The 14,696-nt window shown below is 64.5% G+C and carries 10 protein-coding genes and 1 tRNA gene; 9 read left to right on the top strand and 2 right to left on the bottom strand.

Features of this window, described 5'->3' with window-relative positions; all coding sequences use genetic code 11:
• The first annotated feature begins 281 nt into the window (after window positions 1-281).
• The 9 genes from ACN0T5_RS17270 (at window position 282) to ACN0T5_RS17230 (ending at window position 13,081) form a co-directional block, all read left to right on the top strand.
• A complete protein-coding gene (locus tag ACN0T5_RS17270) occupies window positions 282-1,910 on the top strand; it encodes a CTP synthase (RefSeq protein ID WP_417769857.1) in 1,629 nt (542 codons plus the stop codon).
• Between the two features lie 32 nt (window positions 1,911-1,942).
• Entirely contained in the window at window positions 1,943-2,809 is an 867-nt protein-coding gene (locus ACN0T5_RS17265; protein ID WP_417769856.1) for a VOC family protein, read from the top strand.
• 127 nt (window positions 2,810-2,936) lie between these two features.
• Window positions 2,937-4,079 (top strand): efflux RND transporter periplasmic adaptor subunit, encoded by a 1,143-nt coding sequence (locus ACN0T5_RS17260; protein WP_417769855.1) that lies wholly within the window; start codon window positions 2,937-2,939, stop codon window positions 4,077-4,079.
• Between the two features lie 6 nt (window positions 4,080-4,085).
• Window positions 4,086-7,241 carry an efflux RND transporter permease subunit gene (locus tag ACN0T5_RS17255; RefSeq protein ID WP_417769854.1) on the top strand — a complete coding sequence of 1,052 codons (3,156 nt, stop codon included), beginning with the start codon at window positions 4,086-4,088 and terminating at the stop codon, window positions 7,239-7,241.
• 84 nt (window positions 7,242-7,325) lie between these two features.
• Window positions 7,326-7,401, top strand: a tRNA-Lys gene (locus ACN0T5_RS17250).
• A gap of 481 nt (window positions 7,402-7,882) precedes the next feature.
• Complete coding sequence (locus ACN0T5_RS17245; protein ID WP_417769853.1) at window positions 7,883-8,179, top strand: hypothetical protein; 297 nt, start codon at window positions 7,883-7,885, stop codon at window positions 8,177-8,179.
• 542 nt (window positions 8,180-8,721) lie between these two features.
• Window positions 8,722-9,672, top strand: a complete 951-nt coding sequence (locus ACN0T5_RS17240; RefSeq protein ID WP_417769860.1) for a TAXI family TRAP transporter solute-binding subunit — start codon at window positions 8,722-8,724, stop codon at window positions 9,670-9,672.
• A gap of 140 nt (window positions 9,673-9,812) precedes the next feature.
• Entirely contained in the window at window positions 9,813-12,644 is a 2,832-nt protein-coding gene (locus ACN0T5_RS17235; protein WP_417769852.1) for a TRAP transporter permease, read from the top strand.
• Entirely contained in the window at window positions 12,641-13,081 is a 441-nt protein-coding gene (locus ACN0T5_RS17230) for a universal stress protein (protein ID WP_417769851.1), read from the top strand. The genes ACN0T5_RS17235 and ACN0T5_RS17230 overlap by 4 nt, the downstream gene beginning before the upstream one ends.
• Before the next feature lie 48 nt (window positions 13,082-13,129).
• Here the strand turns inward: ACN0T5_RS17230 and ACN0T5_RS17225 are convergent, their stop codons facing one another.
• Together ACN0T5_RS17225 and ACN0T5_RS17220 are read right to left on the bottom strand one after the other, a co-directional pair.
• Entirely contained in the window at window positions 13,130-14,200 is a 1,071-nt protein-coding gene (locus ACN0T5_RS17225) for a YeeE/YedE family protein (RefSeq protein WP_417769850.1), read from the bottom strand.
• Between the two features lie 95 nt (window positions 14,201-14,295).
• Window positions 14,296-14,628 carry a metalloregulator ArsR/SmtB family transcription factor gene (locus ACN0T5_RS17220; RefSeq protein ID WP_417769849.1) on the bottom strand — a complete coding sequence of 111 codons (333 nt, stop codon included), beginning with the start codon at window positions 14,626-14,628 and terminating at the stop codon, window positions 14,296-14,298.
• Between the last annotated feature and the right edge of the window lie 68 nt (window positions 14,629-14,696).

The raw sequence follows: 14,696 nt of genomic DNA, 5'->3' as shown, positions 1-14,696 counted from the left end.
GGCCAAGAACAGTGAACGTCCGGCATCGATTCTCGATGCCGTGCCGGGCACGCAGTCCGCTCCGGTGGACGGCGGGACGCCGGGTTCGGGCAACGGCATTCTCGACCAGTTGCGTCCGCCCGAGCAGCCGACCGGACCCCAGGTTCCGGCGGCGCAGTAGGCTTCTGGCCGGCTAGCCTCTTCATCTCGTGCCCCGCGATACGCATCGCGGGGCATTTTCTTGTGTGTTAACTCTGTGCCGGGCGTTCGAATCAGCGCTCGCGGCGATATGGTATTGGTCCATGGCGCGATACATCTTCATTACTGGCGGCGTGGTGTCCTCGCTTGGCAAGGGACTGGCTTCCGCGGCTCTCGGGGCACTGCTCCAGGCGCGGGGCTACAAGGTCCGGCTGCGCAAGCTCGATCCCTATCTCAATGTCGATCCGGGCACGATGAGCCCGTATCAGCACGGCGAGTGCTTCGTGACCGATGACGGCGCGGAGACGGATCTCGATCTGGGGCACTACGAACGCTTCACCGGCCGGCCGGCCAACAAGATGGACAACATCACGACCGGCCGGATCTATCAGGACATCATCGCCAAGGAACGGCGCGGCGACTATCTGGGCGGAACCGTCCAGGTGATTCCCCACGTCACCGATGCGATCAAGGCCTTCGTGCTCGACGGCAACGAGGAGTACGATTTCGTGCTCTGCGAGATCGGCGGCACGGTCGGCGATATCGAGGCGCTGCCGTTCTTCGAGGCGATCCGACAGCTCGGCAACGAGCTGCCGCGCGGTCACGCGGTCTATATCCACCTGACCCTGATGCCGTTCATCGCCTCGGCGGGCGAGTTGAAGACCAAGCCGACACAGCACTCCGTCAAGGAGCTGCGCTCGATCGGCATCCAGCCCGATATCCTGATGGTCCGCTGCGACCGCAAGATCCCGGAAAGCGAGCAGCGCAAGCTGTCGCTGTTCTGCAACGTGCGCGAAGGCGCCGTGATCCCGGCCTATGACGTCAAGTCGATCTATGACGTGCCGATCGCCTATCACCAGGAAGGGCTCGACGACGAGGTTCTTGCCGCCTTCGGCATCACCGGCGCACCGGCCCTGGACCTGACCCGCTGGACGGGCATCTCGGAAACGCTGGCCAATCCGGAAGGCGAGGTCACGATCGCCATCATCGGCAAGTACACCGTGCTGAAGGACGCCTACAAGTCGCTGATCGAGGCACTGGTGCATGGCGGCATCGCCAACAACGTGCGCGTCAACATCGAGTGGATCGAGTCGGAAATCTTCGAGAAGGAAGACCCGACGCCATGGCTCGACAGCGTCCACGGCATCCTCGTGCCGGGCGGCTTCGGCGAGCGCGGCGCGGAAGGCAAGATCGCCGCGGCACGCTTCGCGCGGGTGCACAAGGTGCCGTATTTCGGCATCTGCTTCGGCATGCAGATGGCCGTGATCGAGGCGGCGCGCAACCTGGCCGGGATCGCCGGCGCCAATTCGACGGAGTTCGGCGAAGCGAGTGAACCCGTCGTCGGACTGATGACGGAATGGGCGAAGGGCAACCAGCTCGAAGTCCGCCGCGCGGACGGCGAACTGGGCGGCACAATGCGCCTTGGCGCCTATCCGGCGCGCCTTGAGGACCACTCCAGGATCGCCGGCATCTACGGGTCGGAGATGATTTCCGAGCGCCATCGGCATCGCTACGAGGTGAACATCGCCTATCGTGAGCGGCTTGAGGCAGCCGGGTTGCGGTTCGCGGGAACCTCACCGGACGGGCAATTGCCGGAGACCGTGGAGATCGACGACCACCCCTGGTTCATCGGCGTGCAGTATCATCCGGAACTGAAGTCGAGGCCGTTCGAGCCGCATCCGCTGTTCGCATCCTTCGTCGCGGCGGCGGTCGAGCAGAGCCGCCTGGTCTGATCCGTCAGGCATTTCCCGGGGGAGGGGCGAACATGGCCGCGCGCGGTTTCGATCACATTGTCTGGGCGGTGCATGACATGGATGCGGCCGCGACCTATCTGGAAGCGGCCGGTTTCACCGTGACCCCGCGCGCGCGCCATCCCTGGGGCACGGAGAACCGGCTCGTCCAGCTGGACGGGTTCTTCATCGAGTTGCTGACCATCGGCGCGGCGGCCGAAATCCCGCCGGCATCGGACCGGGTCTTCTCCTTCGGCGGGTTCAACCGCGACTTCCTGGAGCGCGGCGAGGGCGCCTCCATGCTGGTCATGGAAAGCCGTGATGCGGGCGACGACCGGCGTGCCTTCGAGCGAGCCGGCCTGCATGTCTACCAGCCGTTCTCCTTCGGCCGCGAACAGACCCGTCCGGACGGAAGCATCCGCAAGGTCGGGTTCGACCTGACCTTCGTGCGCAACCCTTCCGATCCGCTGCACGGTTTCTTCTCCTGTCACAACCTGTATCCGGAAAACTTCTGGTCGGCCGACTACCAGCGACACGAGAACGGCGCGACTGCGCTCGATACCGTCGTCGTCGTCTGCGAGGAACCGGCCGAGCAACATATTTTCTACGCGGCTTTCACCGGCGAGCGGGAGATGCGCGCCTCAAGCCTTGGAATCGCGATCGAGACACCGCGCGGACGCCTTCACCTGATGCCGCCGTCGGCGTTCGAGGCGCTTTACGGCGTACCTGCCCCAACGTTTTCTCCCGGCGGCTCCGCCATCGCGGCGCTTGCCGTCGCCGGCGCGGACAGGAGCGCCGTCGCACAATCGCTTGCGCATCGGGACATCGATGCGGTCGAGTCCCGCGAGGGGCTGGTGCTGCCGGCTGCGCATGGTTTCGGATTGGCTCTTGTTTTCGCCTGAAGTCACTGTGTAGCCTTCCTTTGACACGCTTGGCGCACCGAAGCAGGTGCGCCTCGAACCATGAGGCGGGATCGGGAGCGTAACGGCCTCGTGTCCGGAACCCGCGTCGACCGGGGAACCATTTTTCATGTCAAGACTTTCTCGCGCCGCTCGTTATTTCACCCTGCCGGCCATTGGTCTGCTGCTTGCCGCCTGCAATCCTTCGGACGACGCCGCGGCGCCGGCCGCGCCGCCGTCGGTCTCCGTCGCTGCGGCCGTTTCCAAGGACATTCGCCAGTCGGCGCGGTTCGTCGGCCAGGTCGAGGCGGTCGACAATGTCAACCTGATCGCGCGTGTCTCCGGTTTCCTGGCCTCGAAGAATGTCGATGACGGGGCAAGCGTCCAGACGGGGCAGTTGCTGTTTTCCATCGAACGGGCGCCCTACGAGGCGGCGCTGGCCTCGGCCAAGGCGGATGCCGCCAAGGCCGAAGCGGAGGCCGCCTTGAAAGCGGCTGACCTGGAGCGCGATGCGGATCTCTTCCAGAAGGGGCACGTTTCCAAGGCCAAGTTCGAGGCGACCAAGGCGGCCAAGGAACAGGCCGACGCCGCGGTCGCGGCGGCCGGCGCGGCGACCACCCAGGCGGAACTGAACCTTGGTTATACGGATATCGTCGCACCGTTTTCCGGTCAGCTCGGCAAGTCGGCCTTCAGTGTCGGCGACGTGGTCGGACCGTCGTCGGGCGCGATTGCCCGGCTTGTGCGCACCGCGCCGGTCTACGTCAATTTCGCGATCAGCGAGAAGGACTATCTCGAGGCGGTGCGAGGGGACCGGCCGGCGGAGGATGTCGCCGACAAGAAGAACCTGCCCGGTATCCATCTGATCCTGCCCACCGGCAAGCGGTTCGAGGAGGACGGCGAGATCGTCTTCATCGACAATGCCGTGGACCCGAACACGGGCACGATCTCGGTGCGCGGGCGTTTCGCCAACAAGAGCCGGATCCTTATTGCGGGCGCCTTCGTCGAGGTGGTCGTCGAGGCACCGGTCGCCATGAGCGAGATCGTCATCCCCCAGGCGGCGATCCAGCGCGACCAGCGCGGTCCGTTCGTGCTGACCGTGGGAGCGCAGGAAACGGTCGAGCAGCGCTACGTGGAACTCGGCCAGCAGGTGGATCTCGATGTCGTCGTGAAGTCGGGACTGCAGGAGGGCGAGCGGGTGATCACGCTCGGCCTGCAAAAGGTGCGGCCAGGCGTTCCGGTCAATGCCGTGCTCGCCTCCGGCGCGGCGGAGTAGGCGGCCATGTTCTCGCGCATGTTCATCTACCGCCCGAAGTTCGCCCTCGTCATCTCGATCGTGATCACGATCGCCGGCGTGCTCGGCTACCTGTCGCTGCCGGTCGAACAGTTCCCCAACATCACGCCGCCGGTGGTCAGCGTCACGGCCTCCTATACCGGCGCCAGCGCCCAGGTGATCGAGGAAACGGTCGCGGCGCCGATCGAGGCGCAGGTCAACGGTGTCGACAACATGATGTACATGTCGTCGAACAGCTCCGACGACGGTTCCTATTCGCTGAACGTCGTCTTCGAGGTCGGCACCGATCCGGACATTGCCACCGTCAATGTTCAGAACCGGGTGTCGCAGGCGACGAGTTCGCTGCCTGCGGACGTGACCCGCAACGGCGTCACGGTGCAGAAGGCCAGCACCAACATGCTGCTGGTGGTGACGCTGTTTTCGCCAAAGCGGACCTATGACGAGGTCTTCCTCTCCAATTACGCGTCCATCAACCTCAAGGATGCACTGGCGCGCGTGAAAGGCGTCGGCAAGGCGGATGTCCTGACGAATTTCGCCTATGGCATGCGGGTCTGGCTCGATCCCGACCGTCTGGCGAGCCTGGCCATGACGCCGTCCGACTTCATTGCCGCAATCCAGGACCAGAATGTCCAGGTGGCTGCCGGGCAGATCGGCGCGCCGCCGGTGCCCGACGGCCAGCAGTTCCAGTACACGGTGAAGGCGCAGGGCCGCCTTTCGACGCCTGAGGAGTTCAGGCAAATCGTGCTGCGCAGCAGCGCCGAGGGCGCGCTGGTCCGGGTCGGCGATGTGGCGCGGGTGGAACTCGGTTCGCAGTTCTATTCGGCCAACGGTCGCTTCAATGGCACCCCGGCAACCGTGCTGGCGATCTATCAGGCGCCGGGCGCCAACGCCCTGGCCGTCGCGGAAGGGGTGCGGACCCGGATCGACGAGCTTTCCCGGGCGTTCCCCGACGACGTTGCCTTCGACATCCCCTTCGATACGACGGAGTTCGTGGAAAAGTCGCTGGAAGACGTCATCATGACACTGATGATGACCTTCGTCCTGGTCGTGACCGTCGTCTTCGTTTTCCTGGGGAGTTGGCGCGCCACGATCATTCCGATGGTGGCGATCCCCGTGTCGCTGATCGGAACCTTCGCCATCCTGCTGGTCGCGGGCATGTCGCTCAACACGATCAGCCTGTTCGCGCTTGTGCTGGCAATCGGCATCGTGGTCGACGACGCCATCATCGTGGTGGAAAATGTCGAGCGGATCATCGCCGAGGAAGGCCTGTCGCCGAAGGAGGCGACGGCCAAGGCAATGGGCCAGATCTCCACGCCCATCATCGCCACGACGCTGGTGCTGCTGGCCGTGTTCGTTCCGACGATCTTCATGCCGGGCATCACGGGACGCCTCTATTCGCAGTTCGCGGTGACGATTTCGGTCTCCGTGGTGATCTCGTCGATCAACGCGCTCACCCTGTCGCCGGCGCTATGCGGGTTGATCCTGAAGGCGCGCAGCGGGCCGCCGACCGGCATCCTCGCCGTGTTCGACCGGGGAATCGGATGGTTGCGAGACGGCTATGTCGGCATCGTCGCCAGGCTGTTGCCGCGCTCGCTGGTGGGGCTTGCCGGCGTCGGTCTGGCGGTGGCGCTGATCGTCGTCCTCAACGAGCGCCTTCCGAAGGGCTTCCTGCCGCTGGAAGACCAGGGCTACCTGATGGTCGACGTGCAGTTGCCCGACGGCGCGGCGCTGCCGCGCACGGAGGTGATCACCGACCAGATGGAGTCCATCCTGGAGGATGTGGCCGGCGTCCGGCACATCATCGTCGTCAACGGCTTCTCGATTCTCAATTCCGGGCTCGCTCCGAACACGGCGCTGATCATCGTCAAGCTCGAGCCCTGGGCCGAGCGGACCACGCCCGAATTGAGCGCAGACGGCATACTGGCGCATTTGTGGCGCGAATTCGCGACGATCCCTGGCGCCAACATCATCGCTTTCAACGCACCGCCGATTCCCGGTCTCGGGACGACGGCGGGCGTCGAGATGAAGGTCCAGCAGACCGGTGGCGGCACTCCGCAGGATCTCGCCTCCGGCATCGGGTCGCTGGTCTACTCGGCCAACCAGCAGCCCTCGGTCTCGCAGGCCTATTCGACCTTTCGCGCCAATGTTCCGCAACTCTTCGTCGATCTCGATCGGGAGCGCGCAAAACTTCTCGGCGTGAATGTCAGTGACGTGTTCCTGACGCTGCAGTCATTCCTTGGCGGATATTATGTGAACGACTTCAATCTGTTCGGCCGAGTATACAAGGTCATGATCCAGGCGGAGGGACGCTTCCGCGACCGGGCGGACGACATCGCGCGACTGCATGTGCGTTCGCAGTCGGGAGACATGGTCCCGTTGCGCACGCTGGTCAGCGTCGACAATGTCCTGGGTCCGCAGATTCTCAGCCGCTACAACATGTTCCGCGCGGCTTCGGTCACGGCCGAGCCCAAGGCGGGCGAGGCAACCGGAACGGTGATGAGCGAGATGGAAGCCGCCGCCGCCCAGGCCTTGCCGGCCGGATATGCGTTCGAGTGGACCGGTACGGCGTTGCAACAGCAAGGTGCGGGAGCGGTCGTCGTCATCGTGCTGCTCCTTTCAGTGCTGTTCGCCTATCTGTTCCTGGTCGCGCAGTACGAGAGCTGGTCGATGCCGCTGGCGATCCTGATGTCCGTGACGGTGGCACTGCTCGGGGCCTTCGCGGCCGGGATGGCGACCGGGAGGGATGTGAACCTCTATACCCAGATCGGAATGATCATGCTGGTCGGGCTTGGCGCCAAGAACGCCATCCTGATCGTCGAGTTTGCCATGGAGGAACGCGGCAAGGGGCGCTCCATTCTTGCTGCGGCACGCGAGGCGGCGCATCTGCGCTTCCGGGCGGTGATGATGACCGCGCTCTCGTTCCTGCTCGGCGTTGTTCCGCTGCTGACCGCCAGCGGCGCGGGAGCGGCGAGCCAGAAGGCCATCGGCTTTGCCGTCTTTGGCGGAATGCTGTTCGCGACCGTCTTCGGCGTGGTCCTGATACCGGTGCTCTATGTGGTCATGCAGATCACACGTGAGCGGATCAAGGGGGTTTATCGCGGGGCGGACACGGAAACACCGCAGTCCGAACCGGAGCCCGCCTGACCGGCAACTGACACGGGGTTATCCAGTGCGGGCGATTCAGCTCTTGTCACCGGGGCTTCGCGTTGTTACACGAACTCCCGGAATGAGCCTGTAGCTCAGTTGGTAGAGCAACTGACTTTTAATCAGTAGGTCCAGGGTTCGAGCCCCTGCGGGCTCACCATTTCACTCTTTCCAAGCCGATGCGCTTTTCGCAAGGACATTGCTGTCGTTGCGAGGTCGTGCCCGCGCGCCCCCTTTGCTGCCGGCGTTTGCAGGATGTTGCCCGGCAACCGGCGATGCGGCGTCCTGCGTGCCAATGGTACGGCTCAAGCCGGAGCAGGGGGATAAACGGCGCTGCGCCCGCCGGCGCGCGCGACCCGGTCCGGAATGCTTGTTGTTGATCATGTGATAAATAACGAATGTGGAAAATTCAGTCCCGGTGTTGTAGGGTTTGGAAAGGTCCGCATGAGAGACTGCAGGTTGCAGCGGGGCTCGACTGGCGTGTCAGGGCGTCGAGGTTGCGCTTGGGATCCGGCGACCTGCACCGGGAGACGGATCGCCAAGCAGATGGTATGCTGACGGGGCGAGGGCTCACCGGCCGCGCGGTCGGGCCGGAGGCTTGAAGCCTGAGTTCGGACGTATTGGTATGATTGGAAGCGACGATGTCTGATTCCTCTGACGACAAGACGGCGAGCACGGCCGAATACGAGTTCCTGAGGGGACACATCGCGGCCACCATGGCCCTCATTCACGGGCTGATCGCGCAAGGCGCGCTCGACCGCCAGGCGCTCGACAACTATTTCACCGATTACCTGAGCCGGTTGCCGCACACCCGCGAGACGCTGGCACTGCGTCTTGTGATCGACCAGTGGCGTCAGGGGCTGCGCGAGGGCCAGGACGAGGCCCAGTTGCGCCGCAATTTTCTTGAAGTCATTTACGGCGGCAAGACCAAGGACTGATCCTCGACCTGCCTGCGGTCGCACCGACTGCCGCCCTTGCCGGTGCGTTTTCAACCGGCGCGCACGCCTTTGTCCCGAAAGCACCGATCTTCACGCCCCGCACGCTCCCGCGGCGGGCGACGCGCGGTTTTGCAGCCGCAGGACACGCAGAGCGTGTCCGATAGGGGGGTTGGAACAGCGCAGGGTTTCGGTCTAACCTCGATTGTCCGCATTTCCGCGGGAATGCCCGGGCACCTGCTGTCCGGCATACGCAACACCAGGCGGGAAGGGTGATCGCCAAGGGCGCAAGACCTCTGCTTCGAACGGCCACGCCGACTGATCCGTCCGAGAGAAGGGCGGTGAAATGGCCGGAATCGACCGGTTTCGCTCCGTGAGGTGCATGGGCCGGAGAGGCGCGGTCCCAACGTTTGACGGTCCCGAACCGGGATGGCGATGATCCAGAAGCGTTTCGGATGCACGGCGGAGCCGGCAAGGTCCCTCCGCGCGTCTCACCATACCGCTGCCTATAAACGGGAGGCATCGCAGTGACATTCTTGAAATCCATGACCATGGGAACGATCCTGGCCGGAGCGCTCGCAGTTTCGGGTGCCGCGCAGGCCGAGACGTTCATCACCATCGGCACCGGCGGACAAACCGGGGTCTACTATCAGGTCGGCGGAGCGATCTGCCGTCTGGTCAACCGCGGCTCGGCCGAGCACGATATCAAGTGCACCCATACGACGGGCGGCTCGGTCGCCAACATCAACGGCATTCGTGCCGGCGATCTCGACATGGGCGTTGCCCAGTCGGACTGGCAGTACCATGCCTATAACGGCACCGCACCGGACACGTTCCCCGATGGCAAGTTCGAAGAACTGCGCGCGGTGTTCTCGGTTCATCCGGAGCCGTTCACCGTCGTGGCGCGTGCCGATTCCGGCATTCAAACCTTCGACGACCTGAAGGGCAAGCGGGTCAACATGGGCGATCCGGGTTCGGGCGCGCGCGCCACCTTCGAAGTGGTGATGGAGAAGATGGGCTGGTCGGCCTCCGACTTTGCGCTGGCCGCGGAGCTCAAGTCGGCCGAACAGGCCGCCGCCCTTTGCGACAACAAGATCGACGCGATCGTGTTCACCGTCGGCCACCCGGCCGGCACGATCAAGGAGGCCACCACCTCCTGCGAATCGCGCCTGATCGACGTCGACAACGAAGCGATCAGGAAGCTCGTCGAAGACAATGCCTTCTACGCCGTGGCGACCATTCCGGCCGGCATGTATGCGGGCACGGACAAGGACACGACGACCTTCGGCGTCGGCGCCACCTTCGTCTCCTCGACCAAGACCTCGCCGGACGTGATCTATGAGGTCACCAAGGCCGTCTTCGAGAACTTCGACCGGTTCAAGCGCATGCACCCGGCCTTCGAGAACCTGAAGGAGGAGAACATGATCAAGAACAATCTCTCCGCTCCGCTGCATGACGGCGCCGTGCGCTACTACAAGGAACGCGGCTGGATGTAATCCGGCAGCACCGGCCGGCGCGGACATCCGCGCCGGCCGATTTGTCTGGGCTGATGCCGGGGGCTTTCCAGAGGGGCTTTCGCCAGTTCGGACGACACATGTTCACATCGTTTCAGGGCGCGTGAAGCGCGGGGGGATCCATGAGCGAGGACAAGAACGCAGGGCAGCTGAGTGCCGCCGAGCTTGAGGACCTGGTTGCGTCCACCGATACCGGAGGACGCAACCCGACAAGTCGCCAGGTGGCGCTTCTGATCGCCGGCGTGGCGCTGGCCTGGTCGCTGTTCCAGGTGTGGATCGCATCGCCCTTGCCGTACATGTTCGGCGTCGGCGTGTTCTCCAGCCGCGAGGCTCGGCCGATCCATCTCGCCTTCGCGCTGTTCCTTGCCTATCTGGTGTTCCCGGCGTTCCGCACATCGCCGCGCCGGTCCGTGCCGCTGGCGGACTGGGCGCTGGCGATCGGCGCGACCGCCTGTGCTCTCTATCTCTTCGTCTTCGACACGGCGCTGATCAAGAGCCTGCTCGGCTCTCGCCTTGCCGAGCGGCCGAACGCACCCAACACGACCGATGTCGTGGTCTCCGTGTTCGGCATCCTGTTCCTGCTCGAGGCGACGCGCCGCTCGCTCGGCCCGCCGCTGATGATCGTGGCGATGGTGTTCCTCGGCTACACGTTCCTGGGGCCCTATGCGCCCGGTCTGCTTGCCTGGAAGGGCGCCAGCTTCAACGCCGTCGCCTTCCATCAGTGGCTGTCGACGGAGGGTGTTTTCGGCATCGCGCTCGGTGTCTCCACCGACCTTGTCTTCCTGTTCGTGCTGTTCGGCGCGCTTCTCGACAAGGCCGGGGCCGGCAACTACTTCATCAAGGTGGCGTTTTCGCTGATGGGCCATTTCAGCGGCGGTCCGGCCAAGGCCGCCGTCGTCGCCTCCGGCATGACAGGCCTGATTTCCGGCTCCTCGATCGCCAATGTGGTGACCACCGGCACCTTCACGATCCCGATGATGCGCCGGGTCGGCTTCTCGCGCGAGAAGGCGGGTGCGGTCGAGGTGGCCTCGTCGGTGAACGGCCAGATCATGCCGCCGGTGATGGGGGCCGCCGCCTTCCTGATGGTTGAATATATCGGCATTTCGTATTTCGAAGTGGTCAAGCACGCGTTCCTGCCGGCGATCATCTCCTACATCGCGCTCGTCTATATCGTTCATCTGGAAGCCATGCGGCAGGGTATGGAAGGCCTGCCGCGCGCCAACGAGCCGAAGCCACTGAAATGGGCGATGATCTCCTTCGGCGTGACCGTTTCCGTGCTGCTGGCGATCGCCGGCGGGGTCTACTACCTGTTCACCGCCTTCCAGGCTCTCGGGTCCATGTCGAACCGGCTGCTGGCCGTGGCGATCATCCTCGGACTGGTCTTCAGCCTGATGGCGCTCCTGCGTGCACGCACGGACGAGGACATGCGCGCCAAGGTCGTCTCCACCGGAGCGCTGGTGCTGGGTGTCGCCACCATATCCGCCTTCGGCCTGTTCTATTTCATGGACGTGTTGCGGGCGACCGCGGGCGGGGCGACGTCCTGGGTCGTCGCGGCGCTGCTGCTTGGCACTTATGTGGGGCTTGTGCGCTATTGCGCGACCTTCCCGAAGCTTGAGCTCGACGATCCCAATGAGCCGGTGGTGCGGCTTCCCGACCCGGGACCGACAGTCAAGTCGGGCCTGCACTTCCTGCTGCCGGTGCTGGTGCTGATCTGGTGCCTGATGGTCGAACGCCTGTCGCCCTCGCTGTCGGCGTTCTGGGCGACGGCACTGATGATCTTCATCCTGGTCACCCAGCGGCCACTGTTCGCCATGTTCCGCGGCCAGGATCTCTCCGGCACGGTGAAACTCGGCTGGACCGAGCTGATCGACGGGCTGATCGCCGGTGCTCGCAACATGATCGGCATCGGCATCGCGACGGCCGCCGCCGGCATCATCGTCGGCGCGGTTTCGCAAACGGGTGTCGGCTCGGTGCTGGCGGCGCTGGTCGAGTTCCTCAGCCAGGGACAGATCCTGCTGATCCTGATCTTCACCGCGATCCTGAGCCTGATCCTCGGCATGGGGCTGCCGACGACGGCCAACTACATCGTCGTCTCCTCGCTGCTGGCCCCGGTGATCGTCGCGCTCGGCCAGCAGAACGGCCTGATCGTGCCGCTTGTCGCGGTGCATCTGTTCGTCTTCTATTTCGGCATCATGGCGGATGTAACGCCGCCTGTGGGGCTTGCCTCCTTTGCCGCAGCTGCCGTTTCGGGTGGCGACCCGATACGAACGGGCTTTGTCGCGTTCTTCTATTCGCTGCGCACAGCGCTGCTGCCGTTCCTTTTCATCTTCAACACGGACCTGTTGCTGATCGATGTGACGCCTGTGGAGGGGGCCATCGTCTTCGTCGTCGCGACGCTGGCGATCCTGATATTCACCGCCGGCGCGCAGGGCTTCTTCATCGTGCGCTCCCGCCTGTGGGAATCGGCCGTCCTCATTCTGGTTGCCTTCACCCTGTTCCGCCCGGGCTTCTGGATGGACATGGTCGCGGCGCCCTACACGAATGTCGATCCGCTGACCATCGAAGAGACGCTGGAGGCCGCCACGCCGGGCACGGAGCTGCGCGCGACGGTCGCGGCGATCGACGATGTCGGCGATCCGATCACACTGACGATGATGATCCCCGTCGGCGACGAGCCAACAGGGGCGGAACGGCTGGAAGCGTTCGGCCTGCTTGTCTTCGAGCAGGACGGGAAACTGGTTTCGGATGGCGCCTCATTCGATTCCCCGGCGCAGGACGCGGGTTTCGACTTCGACCAGACGTTCCTGAGCCTTGAGGTTCCCACTTCGCAGCCGCCGCGCGAACTCTTCTACATCCCGGCGATCCTTCTGCTTGGTGCGATCTATGTCATACAGCGCCACCGGCGGACCCTGCTTGGTGAGGAACGGGCGCGCGAACGGGAGGCCGCAGCATGAGCAATATCTTCAAGCATGTTCTTGCCTGCGTCGATCTGGGTGACGAGGCCTCGTCGGCCCAGGTGATCGCGGCCGCGATGGAAACGGTCGCGGGAAACGACACGCTGCATGTGTTTACCGCCGTGCCGGATTTCGGGCGCAGCATCGTCGGATCGTTCTTTCCCGATGACTATGAGAAGTCGGCGATCCAGAAGGCGCGTGACGCGCTGCACGCCTTCATCGACGCGCATGTGCCGAAGGGAACCCGCGTGCAGGCAGTGATCGGCCACGGCAACATCTACGAGGAGATTCTCGTTTCCGCCGACAAGGTCAACGCCGACCTGATCGTCATAGGCTCGCACAGGCCCGAGCTGAAGGACTATCTGCTCGGCCCCAACGCGGCGCGCGTCGTACGTCACGCGAAGATCTCGGTGCTCGTGGTGCGCGGAGCCGCCTGAGCCGAGTGTTTCGCCCTTTTCGCCGCCGCCGGCCGCTTGCCAAGGGTGTCAGCGCTGGAACAGGCCGGCAAGGCTTCCCTCGACCAGCCAGGCGATGCCCAGACGGGCGCCGACGGCGATCGACAGCATCACGACGGGTGCGGAGATGGCGAGCGCGGAAGCGGCCGTGATGCCCTGTCCGACGGTGCAACCGAATGCCATGATGCCACCGGTCCCCATCAGGAAGGCGCCGATCATGTGGCGGCGCAGCTCGCGTACGTCGTCGCAGGCCTCCCAGCGGAACTCGCGCTTGAACAGGGCGCCCGCGAAAGCGCCGCAGACGACGCCGAGAACGGAACCGATGCCAAATGTCACGCTGGCACCGCTGAAGGTCATCAGATAGACCAGCGCGTCGCCCAGGGGACGGACGAAGGTGAAGGATTCCAGTCGTTGCGGCTGGAACGGGTTGCTGCCGGCCAGGGCCGTCGCAACCCAGCCGCCGGCAATCACAAGACCGACGGCGAGACCGCTGGCAACGAGGCGGCGTTCGCGCCGGAAGGCCGCGTCGCGCAACGCCCAGACAAACAGCATGCCGGCGATCAGAAGACCGACAGCTGGCCCCGTGTCGATGCCCAGCAGCCGGTTGACGACCCCGTCGAGCGCCATGCCTCCGGTCGCTTCGAAGGAGACCGTGAACGGATCGACCAGCCATTGGCGGGCAACGCCGGTCAGTCCGCGCATCGCCATGTAGGCCGAGACGGCCATTACCAGGAAGGTCACCACGGAGCGCAAGTCACCGCCACCGATCCGGGCGAGCGTGCCGAAGCCGCAGGTTCCGACCAGCGCCATGCCGATGCCGAACATCAGACCGCCGGCGACGGCGCCAAGCCAGGGGAAGGAGGTGGGCAGGTAGATGGAATGACGAAGGTCGAAGATGCCGGCTGTCGCCAGAACCTGCGTCACGGCGATGGCAACAGCGATGGCAAGCGCCCAGCTTCTGAGCCGTCGCCGGTCATCGCCGAGAAACGCGTCCTCGAAGGCTCCCATCGTGCAGAACTGGCCGACACGTGCGGCAAGGCCGAGCACAATGCCGCCGCCAAAGCCGCCAAGGGCCACGATCTGCGTGGTCGTCAGTTCCATCGGCCGCGCCTCCCTCACGCAAGCTCGATGACGGACCGGGTGCCCCACACCGGCGGCGGATCTCTTGCGGACCCGTCCTGCCGCCGGTTTCCCGGTCAGTCCCTGCAGAATACGGTGTAGACCGCCTCGATAATTTGCCGGGCATCCTCGTTGGCCAGGCGATAGTAGACAGTCTTGCCCTCACGCCGTGTCGTCACGAGCTTGTCCATGCGCAGCCGCGCAAGTTGCTGGGACACTGTCGGCTGACGAAGCGACAGGAGCGATTCCAGCTCGGTCACGGATTTTTCGCCCTCGGCAAGGATGCAGAGGATCAGAAGACGGCTTTCATGAGCGATCGCCTTGAGGAAATCGCTGGCATGTTTTGCCCTGTCGACGATCTTGTCGAGTTCCTCGGAGCATTCGAGGTCCTTGATACTGGGTAGAGACAAGTTCTGGTCCTTTGCCTGGAAACTGGCATGGGCGCCGCCCGGGGCGGCCCTGTTGCGGCAGTTTATCG

Source organism: Stappia sp. (assembly GCF_048261845.1).
Taxonomy (GTDB): Bacteria; Pseudomonadota; Alphaproteobacteria; order Rhizobiales; family Stappiaceae; genus Stappia.
The sequence above is the reverse complement of the archived record's forward strand: the minus strand, read 5'-3'. Positions and strand labels throughout refer to the sequence as shown.

Excerpts from the sequence above, each read along its gene's own strand:
- ACN0T5_RS17245 (WP_417769853.1), top strand. The coding sequence starts at position 7,883 with ATGTCTGATTCCTCTGACGACAAGACGGCGAGCACGGCCGAATACGAG.
- ACN0T5_RS17240 (WP_417769860.1), top strand. The coding sequence starts at position 8,722 with ATGACCATGGGAACGATCCTGGCCGGAGCGCTCGCAGTTTCGGGTGCC.
- ACN0T5_RS17235 (WP_417769852.1), top strand. The coding sequence starts at position 9,813 with ATGAGCGAGGACAAGAACGCAGGGCAGCTGAGTGCCGCCGAGCTTGAG.
- ACN0T5_RS17260 (WP_417769855.1), top strand. The coding sequence starts at position 2,937 with ATGTCAAGACTTTCTCGCGCCGCTCGTTATTTCACCCTGCCGGCCATT.
- ACN0T5_RS17265 (WP_417769856.1), top strand. The coding sequence starts at position 1,943 with ATGGCCGCGCGCGGTTTCGATCACATTGTCTGGGCGGTGCATGACATG.
- ACN0T5_RS17225 (WP_417769850.1), bottom strand. The coding sequence starts at position 14,200 with ATGGAACTGACGACCACGCAGATCGTGGCCCTTGGCGGCTTTGGCGGC.
- ACN0T5_RS17230 (WP_417769851.1), top strand. The coding sequence starts at position 12,641 with ATGAGCAATATCTTCAAGCATGTTCTTGCCTGCGTCGATCTGGGTGAC.
- ACN0T5_RS17270 (WP_417769857.1), top strand. The coding sequence starts at position 282 with ATGGCGCGATACATCTTCATTACTGGCGGCGTGGTGTCCTCGCTTGGC.
- ACN0T5_RS17255 (WP_417769854.1), top strand. The coding sequence starts at position 4,086 with ATGTTCTCGCGCATGTTCATCTACCGCCCGAAGTTCGCCCTCGTCATC.